This is a genomic window from Phycicoccus sp. M110.8, assembly GCF_032464895.1.
Classification (GTDB): domain Bacteria; phylum Actinomycetota; class Actinomycetes; order Actinomycetales; family Dermatophilaceae; genus Pedococcus.
The window spans coordinates 385,057-401,727 of sequence record NZ_JAWDIC010000003.1 but is presented as its reverse complement, the minus strand read 5'-3'; the positions used below and the strand labels follow the sequence as shown (position 1 = coordinate 401,727).

Genomic DNA, 16,671 nt, shown 5'->3' with positions numbered 1-16,671 from the left:
CGTGGCCTACACCGACCTTCCGCCGGCTCTCCTGCGCGAGCACAGGACGCAAAGCACGGAGCCAGACGACTTCGACGAGCAGTGGGCCGCAACCGTTGCCGACTCGCGGGCGACCGACCGCGGGGTCACCATGCACCCGGTCAAGACGGGCCTTTCCCTGGTCGACACGTGGGACGTGCGGTTCCCGGGCTTCGCGGGCCAGCCGATAGGGGCCTGGCTAAGAGCCCCGCGGGGCAACGCAGGGCCACTTCCGTGCGTCGTCGAGTTCGTCGGTTACGGCGGTGGCAGGGGGCTGGGCCACGAGCGCCTGCTCTGGTCGACGGCGGGATACGCCCACCTCCTCATGGACACGAGGGGGCAGGGCGCGGCGTGGAGCCACGGTGTCACCGAGGACCCCGACGGCTCTGGACCGGCCGTCGCCGGCGTGATGACGCGCGGGATCGAGGAGTTCTCGAGCTACTACTACCGTCGACTCGTGGCCGACGCCGTGCGCGCGGTCGACGCCGCCAGGGAGCTCGACCTAGTCGACGCCTCCCGGGTGGTCGTCGCCGGGATGAGCCAGGGCGGCGGACTGGCGATCGCCGCGGCCGCCCTCGGCGCCGGGGTTGCCGGCGCCCTGGTCGACGTCCCGTTCCTCTGCGACTTCCCGCGCGCGCTCCAGCTCGCGGTCCGGCCCCCCTATGACGAAGTCGTGCGATACCTCGCCACGCACCGAGATCGCTCCGCTTCCGTTCTGCGCACCCTCTCCTACGTCGATGGCGCGCACCATGCGGCCCGGGCACACATGCCCGCCCTCTTCTCGGTGGGGCTGATGGACCAGACCTGCCCGCCATCCACCGTCTACGCGGCCTACAACGCCTGGGCCGGTGACAAGCGCATCGTCGAGTACCCCTTCAACGAGCACGAGGGCGGCGGCGCCCACCACGAGTCGATCCAGCTGGAGTGGCTCGACCAGGTCCTGGGCTGACTCCCACGGGTGCTGTGGATCCGTCGCGAAGGCATCGAAGATGCGAATCCTTCGTTCCCCCCAGTGCCGACGAGGGCCCCGACCAGGAGGTGTGCCGGTCGGGGCCCAGTCGTTTGCCCGGCGCGATGCCGCGCCCCACGGCTTTCCCCGACGCGGTGGGGTGAGGGTCGGGCTCCGTGGACGACGCGGTCAGTGACGCAGCACGCCGGTGGCGGTCCGGCCGGGCACTGCGCTCGACGACCGCACGATGAGGCGGGTGGGCATCACCACCGTCTCCGGTGGTGACTCGTCCCCGAGCAGCCGGGCGAAGAGCTGCTGGGCGGCCTTCTGTCCCAAGGCAGCCGGGTCCTGGTGGATCACGGTGACCGACGGGACGACCAGGTCGGCGAGCTCGAAGTCGTCGTAGCCGACGAGGGCGAGCGAGAGCTCGGAGTGCTGGAGCGCGTGCAGCACGGTGACGGTGACGCGGTTGTTGCCGGTGACGACGGCCGTCACCGGTTCACGGGTGCCACACCAGGCGGCGAGGACCCTCGACAGGGACTGCACGGAGTGCGGGCCCATGACCACCCGGGGAGTGCCGGGGAGGTCGAGTCCGCCGTGGACCTCGGCGAACGCGTCCCGCCGTCGCCGCGCGGTCCAGAACTCCGGTACGTCGCCGAGGAACCCGATGTTCCGGTGACCCCGGGCCACGAGGTGCTCGACGGCGCTGCGGATCCCGCCGGCGTTGTCGCTCACGACGATGTCGGCGTCCGCGTCGCGCACCGGGCGGTCGACGTAGACGACCGGTATGCCGGCCCGCCGCAGCGCCGGGCCGGTCGAGGCGTCCTCGTCGGCGGGCACGAGGACGATGCCGTCGACCCGACGGGCGACGAGGCCGTCGAGGACCTCCCGCTGGCGGATCGGCGACCCCTCGGCCGAGGCCGTGATGAGCTGGTGGCGGTGGATCCGCGCCTCGCGCTCCACGGCCGCGCTCAGCAGGGAGTAGAAGGGGTTGGCGAGGTCCTCGATGACCAGGCCGATGGTCTGCGTGCGCGCCATGAGCACGCGCGCGTCGCCGCGGCGGGCGAAGCCGATGCGGTCGATGACCGCCTTGACCCGGGCCTGCGTCTCCGGCCGTACCCCGGGCTCGTGGTTGACCACCCGCGAGACGGTCTTGACCGACACGTGCGCCTCGGCCGCCACGTCGGCCATCGTCGGCCCGGCGGTCGTCCGGTGGCCAGACAACCCGATCACCCGTCGCATCCCACCAGACGCCACCGCAGCAGGGCAACAGGGTGCAGGCCGGCGAAGCGTCATGGTTTGTCCAGTTGTCTGTCCGGTGCGGACAAGGGCGGCCCGGACCATTGCCCTCCCCGCAAGTCGGGCAAAAGGATGCCCCCACTGCCACGGTGTCGTGGCGGACACGATGACGTGGCCGGAGGACCCATGCGCGCGAGCGTCGCCCTTTCCAGAACCCTCATGACCGGCGTCCTCGCCGTCGCCCTCGGCTGGGCGTCCGCGACGGGCGCGGCGGCCGCGCCCACGCCGACCCCCAGCGGCTCGACGGCCCGGGCCGCGGCCCCCGGCGGCGCGGGAGGGGCGTTCTACAGCTCCTTCGAGCAGGGCCAGCCGCAACCCGCGGCCTCCACGGTCGAGGCGGGTCCGGACGGACCCCGCCAGGCGAACGTCACCGGCAGCCAAGGTGCCGACGGCAGCCTGCTGGGGGCCGTCGTCGGCATCACCGCGAGCGGGGAGAACGCCCCCGGCGAGGTGGCCGCCAACCTCACCGACGACAACCCCGACACCAAGTGGCTGGTCTTCGCCGCGACCGGTTGGGTGCGCTACCAGCTCTCCGGCGCCAAGCGGGCCGTCACCTACTCGCTCACCTCGGCGAACGACGCCCCCGAGCGCGACCCCAGGGACGTCACGGTCCAGGGCTCGACCGACGGGTCGACCTGGACCGACGTCGACCGCCGGACCGGGCTGGACTTCACCGAGCGCTTCCAGACCAAGACCTTCACGATCGCGACGCCCGGCAGCTACACCTACTACCGGCTCGACGTCACGGCCAACCACGGCGGCAGCATCGTGCAGCTCGCCGACTGGGGCCTGAACGAGGACCCGACGACGACCACCCCCGTCGCCTCGCCGATGGTCACCGAGGTGGGGCAGGGGCCGCGCTCGGGCTACAACATCAAGTCGCTGGTCGGCTGGACCGGGATCCGTGCCCTGCACTACGCGGGCCGGCACACCGCAGACGGCCGCGGCTACGCCTGGAACCGGCTCTACGACGTCGACATCCCCGTCGGTGACAGCTCGCGGCTGAGCTACACGATCATCCCCGACATGGTGAAGGGCGACCTGACGTACCCGTCGACCTACGCCGCGGTTGACCTGCGATTCACCGACGGCACCTATCTGTCCGACCTCGCCGCCACCGACAGCCACCACACCAAGGCGTCGCCGAGCGGGCAGGGCGAGGGCAAGATCCTGTATGCCGCGCAGTGGAACGCGGTCAGCGTCGACCTCGGCACCGTGGCCCGGGGCAAGACCGTCGACGCCATCCTGCTCGGCTACGACAACACCGGGGGCGCCAAGACCGGCACGAAGTTCGGCGGCTGGGTCGACGACATCCGGATCGACCCGTCCCCGGCGACGCCCGACCACTCGAGCCCGACGAACTTCGTCGACGTCCGGCGCGGCACCAACGCCTCAGGGTCGTTCTCGCGGGGCAACAACCTGCCGATCAGCGCCGTCCCCAACGGCTTCACGTTCTTCACGCCCCTCACCAACGCGAACAGCCAGTCGTGGGAGTACGCCTACCAGGGCAGCAACAACGCGGACAACCGACCGGTGCTGCAGGGTCTCGGCGTCTCGCACGAGCCGTCACCGTGGATGGGGGACCGCAACCAGCTGTCGGTGATGCCGTCCGTCGCCCAGGGCGTCCCGACGGGCAGTGCGTCCGGCCGCGGGCTCGCCTTCGACCACGCCACCGAGGTCGCGCGCCCCGAGTACTACCGGGTCGAGCTGGACGGCGGCATCACGGCCGAGACCACGCCTGCGGACCACGGCGGCGCCTACCGGTTCACGTTCCCGGACTCCGCGCCGACCGGCAGCCTCGTGGTCGACACGATCGACAACAACGGCACGTTCACCGTCGACCCCGCCACCGGCACCATGACGGGCTGGGTCGACAACGGCAGCGGCCTGTCCGTCGGCCGCAGCCGGATGTTCGTCTATGGCGTGTTCGACCGTGCCGCGACAGCGACCGGCACCGCGCCGAACGGGCACACCGGCACCCGCTACGCCACCTTCGACACCACGGGCGACCACACCGTCGAGCTCCGGCTCTCCACGTCGTTCATCTCCCTGGACCAGGCGAAGAAGAACCTCGCCCTCGAGCTCCAGGGCCGCAGCTTCACCGACGTGCAGGACACAGCGCGCGCCGCGTGGGAGAAGCGCCTCGGCGTGGTCACGGTCGAGGGGGCATCCGACTCCGACCTGCGCACCCTGTACTCGAACCTGTACCGGCTGAACCTCTACCCCAACAGCCAGTTCGAGAACACCGGCACCGCAGACTCCCCGAAGTACGAGTACGCCAGCCCGGTGACCCCCAAGTCCGGGACCGCGACGGCGACGACCACCAACGCGGTCGTGAAGCCGGGGAAGATCTACGTCAACAACGGGTTCTGGGACACCTACCGGACCGTGTGGCCGGCCTACGCGCTGCTCTACCCGGACGTCGCGGCCGAGCTGGTCGACGGCTTCGTGCAGCAGTACCGCGACGGCGGCTGGGTCGCCCGCTGGTCCTCGCCGGGGTACGCCGACCTCATGACGGGCACGAGCTCGGACGTCGCGTTCGCCGAGGCGTACCTCAACGGCGTGTCCCTGCCCGACAAGCTCGGCACCTACGACGCGGCCCTGAAGAACGCCACGGTGCTGCCGGCCTCGTCCGGGGTCGGTCGCAAGGGCCTCACGACGTCGACGTTCCTCGGGTACACCCCGACCAGCACCGGTGAGAGCGTCTCGTGGGGGCTCGAGGGCCTCGTCAACGACTTCGGCATCGGCAACCAGGCGGCCGCCCTGTCGAAGGACCCGAGCGTCCCCGCCGACCGCCGTGCCCAGCTCTCCGAGGAGTCCGAGTACTTCCTCAAGCGCGCCACGGCATACGTCAACCTCTTCAACCCCAGGACCGGGTTCTTCCAGGGCCGCGACGCCAGCGGTGACTTCGCCTCGAGCTTCGACCCCGAGGTCTGGGGCGGGGACTACACCGAGACGGACGGCTGGAACTTCGCCTTCCACGCGCCGCAGGACGGCAACGGCCTCGCCAACCTGCTCGGCGGCAAGGCCGCCCTGGCGAAGAAGCTGGACACGTTCTTCTCGACGCCGGAGACCGCGACCAAGCCGGGCTCCTACGGGGGCACGATCCACGAGATGATCGAGGCGCGGGACGTGCGCATGGGCCAGCTGGGCATGAGCAACCAGGTCTCCCACCACATCCCGTACATGTACGACTTCACCGGCCAGCAGTGGAAGACGGCCGAGAAGGTGCGCGAGATCCTGCGTCGGCTCTACGTCGGCGACGAGATCGGCCAGGGCTACCCGGGCGACGAGGACAACGGCGAGATGTCGTCGTGGTACGTCCTGTCCTCACTCGGCATCTACCCGCTGCAGGTCGGCTCGGACCAGTGGGCCGTCGGCTCGCCGAAGTTCACCAAGGCGACGGTGCACCGCTCCGCCGGTGACCTGGTCATCAACGCCCCGGGCAACTCCGAGACGAACATCTACGTGCAGAAGCTCAAGGTCGACGGTGACGGCTGGATGCCGGTCTCCATCCCCAGCTCGGTGCTGAGCGGCGCGGCGACGCTCGACTTCACGATGGGTTCGTCCCCCTCGAGCTACGGCAGCCAGCCCAACGCGACCCCTCCGTCGCTGACCAAGGGTGACGCGAAGCCCCTGCCGCTGCGGGACGCAACGGGCCCGCAGCGAGGGACCGCGACGGCCACCGGAACCGACGACGCGAAGGCGCTGTTCGACAACTCCTCGGCGACGTCGACGGCGTTCACCACGGCCACCCCGACGATCGCCTACACCCTCTCGGGCGCAGGGCAGCGGGCCACCTTCTACACGCTCACCAACGGCTCGTCCGGTGGTGCGCCGTCCGCCTGGCGTCTCGAGGGCTCCAAGGACGGGCGCGAGTGGCAGGTGCTCGACGAGCGCACCGCCCAGGAGTTCCCCTGGCACACCCAGACGCGGCCGTTCAAGATCGCCACGCCGGGCACGTACACGACGTACCGGCTGGTCGTGACCGACAGCACCGGCACGCCGCGACTGTCGGAGGTCGAGTTCCTCACCGACGGCACCAAGGCGCAGAACGCAGGGCTGAAGGTCACGGTGGGCGACGCCTTGGAGAGCGTGCAGGGCCAGCCCGTCTCCGGCATCGTCGCCACCTTCTCCGGCGACAAGAAGGCGACCGCGACGGACTACACCGCGACCGTGGCCTGGGGCGACGGGACCAGCTCGGCCGGCACGATCGAGGCAGGCGACCTCGGCTCCTACACGGTGCGGGCCGAGCACACCTACGCCGAAGCCGGTGCCTACGAGCCGGTGGTGACGGTCAGCGGCCTCAAGGAGAAGGCCAGCGCGGTCGGCCAGGCGGTCGTCCACGAGGCGGTCGTGCCGTCCTACGCCAGCGGGTTCGACCTCGTCTGCATCGGCGACCCGGGCCAGCTCGTGCCGTGCGACGGGGACCAGGCCGGCATCTCGCGGCCCGCGCTGTGGGCCGCCGGCGCCACGCCCGGCCGGTTGCTGACCGTGCCCGGGACCGACCTGACGTTCTCGATGCCGGGCATCCCGGCAGGCAGGCCGGACAACGCCACCGGGGCCGGGCAGACGCTGCCCGTGTCACTGGCGCCCGGGGCCACCAGGCTGAGCCTGATCGGCACGGCGACGCAGAAGAACCAGGACACGGTCGGGACGGTGAGCTTCACCGACGGCACGAGCGTGCAGTACCCGATCCAGTACGGCGACTGGTGCGGCTCACCGCAGTTCGGGAACGCGATCGCGGTACAGATGGGCACCCGGCTCAACGGCACCGGCACCGACGGCTGCCAGCTCAAGCTGTTCGCGACGGCCCCTCTCACCATCCCGGCCGGCAAGACGGTGAAGTCCGTGACCCTCCCGACCCAGACGGGGGACCCCCACGCCAACGGGCGGATCCACGTGTTCTCGGTGGCGGACAACGGGACACCGGTCACGGTGAAGCCGGCCGGCGGCGCCACTGCCAAGGTCGGGACGGCGTCCACGGTGACCCTCGGCACGGTCAGCGGGGGAGTGCCGGCTGAGGGCGGCTACGCCGCCCGTGTCGCGTGGGGTGACGGGAGCGCCACCGAGGACGCGGAGGTCGCCGTCGAGGCCGACGGCACCGCGACCCTGACCGGTACGCACGCGTGGGCGGTCGCCGGCACGTATGCCGTGAAGGTCTGGGTCGGTGACACGCGGAACGACACACTGGCCACGGTGAGCGTCACGGTCGGCTGAGGCCCGGCACCCCGCCCGGTCGACACGCGCACGGCGGGGTGCCGGCACAGCTCGGGCGAGGGCCCGATCGGCACGTGCGGCCGGTTCGGGCCCTCGTCCTGGGTCACGTCGCAGGTGTCACGTCGCAGGTGTCATGTCGCAGGTGTCATGTCGCAGGGACCTCCACGCGGCAGCCGCAGCTCTCCCGGTGCTCGATCTCGACGGGCAGGCGGACCACCCGGCGCGGTGCGAAGGGGTCCTCCAGCCGGCGCATGAGCAGCTGGACGGCCTGTGCCCCCATGGCGTGGAACGGCTGGGCGGCGGCGGTGAGCGCCGGTGACATGGCGCTGGCCCACTCGAAGTCGTCGAAGGTCACGAGGGCGACGTCCTCGGGCACCCGTCGTCCGCCCTGCTTGAGCGCCAGCAGGGCGCCGATGGTCATGGCGTTGTTGCCGCTGAAGATCGCGGTCGGTGGCTCGTCCAGCCGCAGCATGGCCGTGGTGCCCGCGCGGCCGCCGCCGACGGTGGAGTGGGCCGGCACGACGAGCTGCGGGTCGATCGGCACGTCGGCGAGCTCGTGCGCCCTGACGTAGCCGCGCCACCGCTCCTCGGTCGTCGACAGGCCCTCGAGGCCGGTGAGCATGCCGACCCGGCGGTGCCCCAGCTCGAGCAGGTGCTCGACGAGGGCGACGGACACGGCCTCGTTCTCGGTGCCCACCTGGTCGCAGCGGACGTCGCTCATCCGGTCCACGAAGACGAAGGGGGTCTCGTGCTTGCGCAAGAGCGGGAGGGTCTCGGACTGGAAGCCCTTGGTGGGCGCGATGACGATCGCCTCGACGTTGTGCGCCAACAACATCGACACGGCATCGGCCTCGCGCTGCACGTCGTCGTGGGTGTCGCACAGCAGCAGCGCGAAGCCGGCGCGGCTCGCCTCGGACTCCACGCCCTGGATGAGCTCGGCGAAGTAGGGGCTGGAGGCCCCGGTGATGGCCAGGCCGATGGCGCGGCCCGACCGGGTGCGCACGGCCAGGGGCGGCGGCTCGTAGTCGAGGCTGGTCATCGCCTGCCGGACCCGGTCGCGGGTGTCGGGGGAGACGAACCGGGTCCCGTTGACGACGTGGGACACGGTCGAGATCGAGACCCCCGCCAGCTTGGCGACGTCTGCGAGTCGAGGAGTACGCCGCGGAGGCCTCACCGTCGCATGGTGCCCGGCCGCCGACTTTTCGCGCAAGCATTTGCGCAAACCATTTTCCCGGCCCGTCCGCGCTCCTATCTTGGCGAGAGCCCTGAGGCGCCAGCCGAAGGTCACGAGTCCCGATCAACGCCGCTTAGGCCTCGACCCAGGAGAACGCACATGAACCGGCACAGCAGGACGCGAACGGCCGCAGTGGCCGTCGCACTCGCATCGACGACGGCCCTAGCCCTCGGCGCCTGCAGCACCACCAAGACCTCCGGCCCCGGGGCCGTCGGCAGCAGTGGCGGGTCGAAGGGCCCGATCAAGATCGGTCTGGTGACCAAGACCGACAGCAACCCCTACTTCGTCAAGCTGCGGGAGTCGGCGAAGGCCGAGGCGCAGAAGAACGGCGACACCCTGATCGCGCTCGCCGGCAAGTTCGACGGCGACAACGCGGGCCAGGTCACCGCCATCGAGAACCTCGTCCAGCAGGGCGTCAAGGGCATCCTCATCACGCCGAGCAACTCCGCCGGTGTGCTGGGCGCCATCAAGAAGGCGCAGGACGCCGGTGTCATCGTGATCGCGCTCGACACGGCGACCACCCCGCCCGACGCGGTCGCCGCGACCTACGCGACGAACAACGAGCAGGCCGGCAAGCTGCTCGGCCAGTACGTCAAGGCGCGCATGGGTAGCACCAAGCCGCAGATCGTGGCCATGGACCTCGACCCCAGCGCCTCGGTCGGCATCCAGCGGCACAACGGCTTCCTCGAGGGGATGGGCCTCCCGCTCAAGACCCCCGCCATCATCGGCAGCGCGCTGACGCAGGGTGACCAGACCAAGGCCCAGGCGGCCATGGAGAACCTGCTGCAGCGTGTCGGCGGCCAGGTCAACGTCGTCTACAACATCAACGAGCCGGCAGCCCGGGGTGCCTACCAGGCCCTCAAGGAGAAGGGCATCGCCGACAAGGTCCTCGTCGGTGCCATCGACGGCGGCTGCGCCGGCGTGCAGAACGTCAAGGACGGCCAGTTCGTGGCGACCGTGATGCAGTTCCCGAAGAAGATGGCAGAGGACGGCGTCAAGGCCGTCGTCGAGTACGCCAAGTCGGGCACCAAGCCCAGCGGCTTCATCGACACCGGCGCGACCCTCATCACCGACAAGCCCGTTCCCGGCGTCGAGTCCAAGGACACGACGTGGGGCGCGGCGAACTGCTGGGGCTGAGCCATGTCGACCACCTCGGGAACCGCCGGCCAGCACCGGAGCCGCGGCGACGGCATACGCCGGGCGTTCGCCCGCAACCCCGTCCTCGGCCCGACCGCCGCGCTCGTCGTCGCGATCGTGTTCTTCTCCGTCAGCACGAGCACGTTCTTCAACATCGACAACTTCTCGCTGATCGTCCAGCAGTCCGTCGTCATCGGGACCCTCGCGCTGGGCCAGACGCTGGTCATCCTCACGGCCGGCATCGACCTCGCCAACGCGGCGATCGCCGTCTTCGGGACCCTGCTGCTGACCCGCCTGACCATCGGCGGGCTGCCGAGCGGCCTGGCCATCCTCGCCGGGCTGGTCGCCTGCACCATCGCGGCCACGATCTCCGGCCTGCTCGTCACCCGCGTGAAGCTGCCCCCGTTCATCGTCACCCTCGGCATGCTCGCGGTGATGACGGCGGTGACGAACCTCTACAGCACGGGCACCACGTTCGCCGTCCCCGACGGCGCGCTCACCTGGCTCGGCACCTCGCTCTACCTCTTCGGGCGGGTCCAGTTCACGCTGGGCATGATCCTCGCGGCGATCCTGTTCGCGGTCATGTGGTTCGTCCTGGGCAAGACGGCGTGGGGCAGGCACGTGTATGCCGTGGGCAACGAGCCGGAGGCGGCTCGCCTCACCGGCATCCACATCGACCGGACGCTCGTGAGCGTCTACTGCGTGGCCGGGCTGGTCTACGGGTTCGCCGCGTGGATGGCGCTGGGGCGGACGCCGACGGCGGACCCCAACGCCTACCAGACCGGCAACCTCGACAGCATCACCGCGGTCGTCATCGGCGGCACCAGCCTCTTCGGTGGACGCGGTGGCGTGGTCGGCACGGTGGTCGGCGCCCTGATCGTGGCGATCCTGCGCAGTGGCCTGACGCAGATGGGCATCGACTCCAACTACCAGAACCTCGCGACCGGCGTGCTCGTCATCGCCGCCGTCGCGTTCGACCAGGCGACCCGCAGGAGGGCGTGATGGACACCGTGACCCGAAGCGAGAGCTCGCCGGGCAGCACCGCCACCCGAGAGCCCGTGATGACCGGCCGCGGCCTGGTCAAGCGGTACGGCCACGTGACGGCCATCAACGGTGCGGACTTCGACCTCTACCCCGGCGAGGTGCTGGCCATCGTCGGCGACAACGGCGCCGGCAAGTCGAGCCTCGTCAAGGCGCTCACCGGCGCCCTTCAGCCCGACGCGGGAACGATCACCCTCGACGGCAACGAGGTCCGCTTCCACTCGCCGATCGACGCCCGCCGCAAGGGGATCGAGACGGTTTACCAGACCCTTGCCGTGGCGCCTGCCCTCGACATCGCGAGCAACCTCTTCCTCGGGCGCGAGCGGCGTCGGGAGGGCGTGCTCGGCAGGTTCCGGCTGCTCGACAAGAAGGGCATGCGCGCCGCGGCCCGCGACGAGCTGAACTCGCTCGGCATCGCCACCATCCAGGACATCTCCCAGACCGTCGAGACCCTCTCGGGTGGCCAGCGCCAGGCGGTCGCCGTGGCGCGGGCCGCGATGTTCGGCAGCAAGGTCGTCATCATGGACGAGCCCACCGCTGCCCTCGGCGTCCGGGAGACGGCCCAGGTGCTCGAGCTGATCCGGCGGATCAAGGAGCGCGGGCTGCCGGTCGTCCTCATCAGCCACGACATGCCCGCCGTGTTCGAGGTGTCCGACCGCATCCACGTCCACCGGCTCGGACGCCGGGCCGGGGTCGTCGAGCCGAGCCGGGTGTCGATGAGCGACGTCGTGTCGTTCATCACCGGCGCCGAGGAGATCCCCGCGGACGTCGACATCGCCGGCGCGGCCGGAGGGGGTGGGGCGTCGTGACCGTCGTGGTCGGCTACATCCCCACCCCGGAGGGCCTGGCGGCGGTCGACCACGCCATCGAGTTCGCGAAGCGTGAGGGCGCACGGCTGGTCGTCGTGAACACCGGGCACCACGGCGACAACGCCCACGCGCTGTTCGCCACGGCGGCGGACCTCGACGCCCTGGACGCCAAGCTCACCGAGCTCGGGCTCGAGCACGAGATCCGGCAGCCGACGGCAGCGTCCTCGGCCGCGCAGGAGATCCTCTCCGCGGCCGAGGAGGTGTCGGCCGACCTCATCGTGATCGGGGTCCGCCGGCGCTCACCCGTCGGCAAGCTCGTCACGGGCAGCACCGCCCAGCGCGTGCTGCTCGACGCCGAGTGCGCGGTCCTCGCGGTCAAGGCGCCGTGAGCGCGCTCGCCCCGCCGTCCGTGCCTCGGGACGTCGAGCACCTCTGCGACCTCATCGGCCGGCTGCGGGCCGCCTCCGCCCCGGGGCAGCGCACCATCGTCGGCGTGGTCGGTGAGCCCGGCGCCGGCAAGTCGACGCTCGTCGAGGAGCTGGTGGAGGCCCTGGGGACGGATGCCGCACCGGCGCCGATGGACGGCTTCCACCTCTCCAACAAGGTGCTCGACGACCTGGGCCTGCGCGTGCGCAAGGGAGCGCCCGAGACCTTCGACGCGCACGGCTTCGTGCAGCTGCTCGAGCGGTTGCGCGACCAGCGGGAGGACGTCGTCTACGCGCCGGAGTTCCTCCGCGAGCACGACGAGTCCATCGCCGGACGGATCGCCATCACCCGGGACACGCCGGTGGTGCTGGTGGAGGGCAACTACCTGCTGCTGGAGCAGCCCCCGTGGCTGGAGGTGCGCAGGCACCTCGACGCGGTCTGGTACCTCGACCTCGACCACGACGAGCGCCTGCGCCGGCTTGCGGAGCGGCACCGGTCCTTCGGGCGCGCCGAGGAGCACGCCTGGGAGCGGGCGCGGACCCATGACCAGGTCAACGCCGAGCTGGTCCGCCGCACGCGCGTCCGCGCGGACCTGGTGGTCCGCGCGGACGGCGGCCACGGACTGGTGCCCAGCCCAGGCTGAGTCCGGTCGCTCAGCCGGCGTGGTGGCAGGAGTCCCAGACGCCGAGCAGGTACTGGATGCCCAGCGCCCGGTCGTAGAGGCCGTATCCCGGTCGCGGGCGGTTGGTGGTGTTCTCGTCCCAGAGGTGGCGTCCGTGGTCGGGGCGGATGTAGCCCTCGTAGCCGGCCTCGGCATACGCCTTCATGATCCCGACGGTGTCGACCGAGCCCTCGCAGGCACGGTGCGCCACCTCGGTGAAGTCGCCGTTCCCCAGGTGCTTGATGTTGCGGACGTGCGAGAAGTGGATCCGGTCCATGAAGGTGCGCACGGCGTCCACGGCGTCGGACTCGGGGTTGGAGGAGAAGGAGCCGAGGCAGAGCGTCAGCCCGTGGTGGGGCGAGTCGTTGAGGGACAGCACCCGGGCGAGGTCCTCCTTGCGGGAGACCACGCGCGGCCACCCGAAGATGTCGAAGGCCGGGTCGTCGGGGTGCACGCCGAGCTTGACCCCGGAGGCCTCGCACACCGGGACCACCGCGTCGAGGAAGTACGCGTAGTTGGCGTACATGTCCTCCCGGGTCACGCCGGCATACGCCTCCTTGAGCTCGGTGAAGGAGGCGAGGCGCTCGGGCTCCCAGCCGGGGATGGTCAGACCGCCCCCGTCGAGCTCCATCGAGGCGATGAGGGACTCGGGAGTCAGCGTGTCGACCACGGCCTTCTCGTAGAAGAGGGCGGTCGAGCCGTCGGGCAGCGGGTGGAACATGTCGGTGCGCAGCCAGTCGAAGACGGGCATGAAGTTGTAGCAGACGACCTTCACTCCGGCCCGGCCCAGCCGCTCGATCGTGGTGCGGTAGCTGGCGATCGCCTCGTCACGGCTGAGGCCGAGGACGTCCTTGCCGAGCTTGATCGACTCATGGACGTTCACCGACTCGACGACCTCGGCGTCGAAGGTCCGCGTGATGCCGCCTGCCCGGTGCTCGTCGGTGAGCTCGGTGATCGTCGCCATGGCAGCGGCGATCTCCGCCTCCTCCCAGACCTCGCCGGCCTGCTTGTGGTGCAGCGACCACACGATCGTCTCGACGCCGGGGACCTGCCGGACCTGGTCGAGGGAGACGGTGTCGTTGCCCTCGCCGTACCAGCGGAAGCCCATCTTCACGGCGCGCCGCCTTACGCCCGGTCCGCGGTCGTCGCACCGACCGGGGCGCGCCGGGCGTACGCCTTGCGCGGGAGGTTGTACGCGAGGTCGACGGCCGTCTCGACCGCCTCGTCCTCGCCGAGCCGGTGCTCGGCGACGAGCCGGGCGAGGTACCCGGCGTCGATGCGCCGGGCCAGGTCGTGACGCGCAGGGATCGAGGCGAAGGCTCGGGTGTCGTCGACGAAGCCCGAGGTGTTGTAGAAGCCGGCCGTCTCGGTGGCGGCGTCGCGGAACCTCCGCATGCCGTCCGGGGAGTCGAGGAACCACCAGGGCGCGCCCAGGCGGACCGCGGGGTAGGCGCCCGCGATCGGGGCGAGCTCGCGGCTGTAGACCGTCTCGTCGACAGTGAAGAGGATGACCCGGAACCCCGGGTCGTGCCCGAAGTCCTCCAGCATGGGCCGCAGCGAGCGGGTGAACTCCGCCGCGACCGGGATGTCGAAGCCCCGGTCCGCACCGTGCAGGGCGTGCATGCCGCTGTGGTGGTCGCGCAGCACGCCGGGGTGGATCTGCATGACCAGGCCGTCGTCACGGGACATGCCGGCCATCGTGTGGAGCATGTGGGCGGCGAAGGCCGCCGCGTCCTCGGCCGTCGCCTCGCCCGCGAGGGCGCGCTCGTACAGCGCGGCCGCCTCCGCCGACGGGAGGGGAGTGGTGTCGGCGGACAGGTGCCCGTGGTCCGTGGCGAGTCCACCGGCCTCGACGAACGCCTGCCGGCGCGCGCGCAACGCGGTGAGGAATCCCTCGTAGGTCGAGGTGTCGGTGTCCGCGACCCGGCCGAGCTCGGCGACGTCCTGCTGCCACTGCGGGCGGTCCACGTGCACGACCGCGTCGGGGCGGAAGGTCGGCACGACACGCGCCCCGAAGCCCTGCTCGGCCAGCCGGCGGTGCTCGGTGAGGGGTGACGTCGCCGGGTCGGTGGTCGAGATGACCTCGATCCCGAAGCGGTCGAGCAGAGCCTGGGGCCGGAAGCCCGGCTCGGCGATGCGGGCGGTCAGGGCGTCGAACAGGCGGTCGGCGGAGTCCGCCGAGGGCTGCTCGTCCACGCCGAAGACCTCGACGAGCTCGTGCTCGAGCCAGAACCGGGACGGGGTCCCGCGGAAGAGGTGCCAGTTCTCGCAGAGGCGGCGCCAGATGGCCCGTGGGTCGCCCTCGACAGGGCGGCTGTCGCCGCTCGGGACGCCGAGGTCCTCCAGCCGCAGCCCCTGCGACACGAGCATGCGGGTCACGTAGTGGTCCGGCGTGATGAGCAGTGCGGAGGGATCCGGGAACGCGGTGTCGTCCGCGAAGACCGACGCCTCGACGTGCCCGTGCATGCACACCAGCGGGAGGCCCCGGGTCTGCTCGTAGATCGTCCGGGCGATGCCGCGCTGGACGGGGTCGGAGGGCAGTGCGCGGTCCGGGTTGAGGACGAGCGGGGACGGCATGGGCGGCTCCTTCGGCGCAGCGGTCCCACCCTGCCGACAGCAGTGGTGGAGCAGTTCGCTGCAAAGGGTTGCACGCGGGTGCCGATGGCGCAAGACCCCGTCGTCGCTGAACGTGCCAGATCAAGTCGTTGTGCCACAAGGCAATACGCAATTCAGAGGCAGTGCGACGGTCAGATGAGATTCTTCCGGCCGACCCATTGACACGAGCCTGCAATCGGTTTCAGACTGACGGAGCATCGACTCAACGACGAGGGAGGCATGGCATGGCAGTGACCATCCGCGACGTGGCCAAGGCTGCGGGCGTCTCGCCGTCGACGGTCTCCCGCGCGCTCTCGTCGCCGGACATCGTCGACGCGGCGACGCGCGAGCGGGTGCTGCGGGTGGCCGACCACCTGGGGTGGCGGCCGAACCGCGCGGCGCGGGGTCTGATCACCGGCCGCACCGGCAACATCGGCCTGATCCTGCCCGACCTGGCCAACCCGTTCTTCCCCTCCGTCGTGAAGGGGATCCAGAGCCAGGCGCACGAGGCCGACTACCAGGTGTTCGTCGCGGACACCGACGAGGACGCCTCCGCCGAGCTCGGCCTCGTCCGGTCCCTGGCCAAGCAGGTCGACGGCATCATCCTGTGCTCGCCGCGCATGAAGCCCACCGAGCTGCGCGACGCCGCCGGCCTCGCCCCGGTGGTCCTGGTGAACCGCAAGGCGGGAAGCATCCCGGCCGTCGCCATCGACAACACCGACGGCATGCGGCAGCTCGTCGACCACCTCACCGGGCTGGGGCACAGCCGGATCGGCTTCGTCGCCGGTCCGCGCTCCAGCTGGTCGGCGAAGGAGCGGCTCCGTGGCCTCCGCCTCGCCGCAACCGCGGCCGGTGTGGAGCTCGTGGAGGTCGGCCACTTCGCCCCCACCTTCGACGGCGGCTCGGAGGCAGTCGAGGGCGTGCTGCTCTCGGGCGTCACCGCGGTCGTCGCCTACAACGACCTCGTCGCCTTCGGGCTGCTCGACGGGCTGCGCTCGCGCGGCGTCGAGGTGCCCCGAGACCTCAGCCTCGTCGGCATCGACAACATCCCCATGTCGGCGATGATCCACCCCGCCCTCACCACGCTGAGCATCCCCAAGGAGCAGGCGGGGCGACGATCCGTCGACCTGCTGCTCCAGCTCCTCGCGGAACCCACGGACGCGTCCGGCCCGGCCGAGCTCACCCGTGAGCTGCCGACCGAGCTCCTCGTGCGGCAGACCACCGGGCCTGCACCCACCCCGACACCCCAGTCCCCCCAACGCCGCACCGTGCGGCGCTGACA

The 16,671-nt window shown here is 71.1% G+C and carries 12 protein-coding genes; 8 read left to right on the top strand and 4 right to left on the bottom strand.

Annotated features, from left to right (window positions below):
• Window position 1 precedes the first annotated feature (1 nt).
• Window positions 2-967 carry an acetylxylan esterase gene (locus RKE38_RS15195; protein WP_316008306.1) on the top strand — a complete coding sequence of 322 codons (966 nt, stop codon included), beginning with the start codon at window positions 2-4 and terminating at the stop codon, window positions 965-967.
• Window positions 968-1,156: 189 nt separating this feature from the next.
• Here the strand turns inward: RKE38_RS15195 and RKE38_RS15190 are convergent, their stop codons facing one another.
• Window positions 1,157-2,200, bottom strand: coding sequence for a LacI family DNA-binding transcriptional regulator (locus tag RKE38_RS15190; protein WP_316008305.1), 1,044 nt, complete (start codon window positions 2,198-2,200; stop codon window positions 1,157-1,159).
• Window positions 2,201-2,425: 225 nt separating this feature from the next.
• On the opposite strand from RKE38_RS15190, the gene RKE38_RS15185 reads away from it, so the two are divergent.
• Window positions 2,426-7,486 carry a GH92 family glycosyl hydrolase gene (locus RKE38_RS15185; RefSeq protein WP_316008304.1) on the top strand — a complete coding sequence of 1,687 codons (5,061 nt, stop codon included), beginning with the start codon at window positions 2,426-2,428 and terminating at the stop codon, window positions 7,484-7,486.
• Window positions 7,487-7,631: 145 nt separating this feature from the next.
• On the opposite strand, the gene RKE38_RS15180 is transcribed toward RKE38_RS15185, so the two are convergent.
• Window positions 7,632-8,660 (bottom strand): LacI family DNA-binding transcriptional regulator, encoded by a 1,029-nt coding sequence (locus tag RKE38_RS15180; protein ID WP_316008303.1) that lies wholly within the window; start codon window positions 8,658-8,660, stop codon window positions 7,632-7,634.
• 159 nt (window positions 8,661-8,819) lie between these two features.
• Between RKE38_RS15180 and RKE38_RS15175 the strand changes: the two genes are divergently transcribed.
• Genes RKE38_RS15175 through RKE38_RS15155 form a run of 5 tightly spaced genes read left to right on the top strand, consistent with a single transcriptional unit; the run spans window position 8,820 to window position 12,776 of the window.
• On the top strand, window positions 8,820-9,857 hold the full coding sequence (locus tag RKE38_RS15175) for a substrate-binding domain-containing protein (protein WP_316008302.1): 1,038 nt from the start codon (window positions 8,820-8,822) through the stop codon (window positions 9,855-9,857).
• 3 nt (window positions 9,858-9,860) lie between these two features.
• Window positions 9,861-10,859: an ABC transporter permease gene (locus tag RKE38_RS15170; protein ID WP_316008301.1), complete on the top strand. Its 999-nt coding sequence runs from the start codon at window positions 9,861-9,863 to the stop codon at window positions 10,857-10,859.
• Window positions 10,859-11,707, top strand: a complete 849-nt coding sequence (locus RKE38_RS15165; protein WP_316008300.1) for an ATP-binding cassette domain-containing protein — start codon at window positions 10,859-10,861, stop codon at window positions 11,705-11,707. The genes RKE38_RS15170 and RKE38_RS15165 overlap by 1 nt, the downstream gene beginning before the upstream one ends.
• Window positions 11,704-12,096, top strand: a complete 393-nt coding sequence (locus tag RKE38_RS15160) for a universal stress protein (RefSeq protein WP_316008299.1) — start codon at window positions 11,704-11,706, stop codon at window positions 12,094-12,096. The genes RKE38_RS15165 and RKE38_RS15160 overlap by 4 nt, the downstream gene beginning before the upstream one ends.
• Complete coding sequence (locus RKE38_RS15155) at window positions 12,093-12,776, top strand: nucleoside/nucleotide kinase family protein (RefSeq protein ID WP_316008298.1); 684 nt, start codon at window positions 12,093-12,095, stop codon at window positions 12,774-12,776. The genes RKE38_RS15160 and RKE38_RS15155 overlap by 4 nt, the downstream gene beginning before the upstream one ends.
• Before the next feature lie 10 nt (window positions 12,777-12,786).
• Here RKE38_RS15155 and RKE38_RS15150 read toward each other — a convergent pair whose 3' ends face one another.
• Both RKE38_RS15150 and uxaC read right to left on the bottom strand, forming a co-directional pair.
• On the bottom strand, window positions 12,787-13,902 hold the full coding sequence (locus RKE38_RS15150) for a mannonate dehydratase (RefSeq protein WP_316008351.1): 1,116 nt from the start codon (window positions 13,900-13,902) through the stop codon (window positions 12,787-12,789).
• Between the two features lie 17 nt (window positions 13,903-13,919).
• Entirely contained in the window at window positions 13,920-15,371 is a 1,452-nt protein-coding gene (uxaC, locus tag RKE38_RS15145; RefSeq protein ID WP_316008297.1) for a glucuronate isomerase, read from the bottom strand.
• Between the two features lie 263 nt (window positions 15,372-15,634).
• Here uxaC and RKE38_RS15140 point away from each other — a divergent pair, with 263 nt between their 5' ends.
• Complete coding sequence (locus tag RKE38_RS15140; protein ID WP_316008296.1) at window positions 15,635-16,669, top strand: LacI family DNA-binding transcriptional regulator; 1,035 nt, start codon at window positions 15,635-15,637, stop codon at window positions 16,667-16,669.
• The last annotated feature ends 2 nt before the right edge of the window (window positions 16,670-16,671 follow it).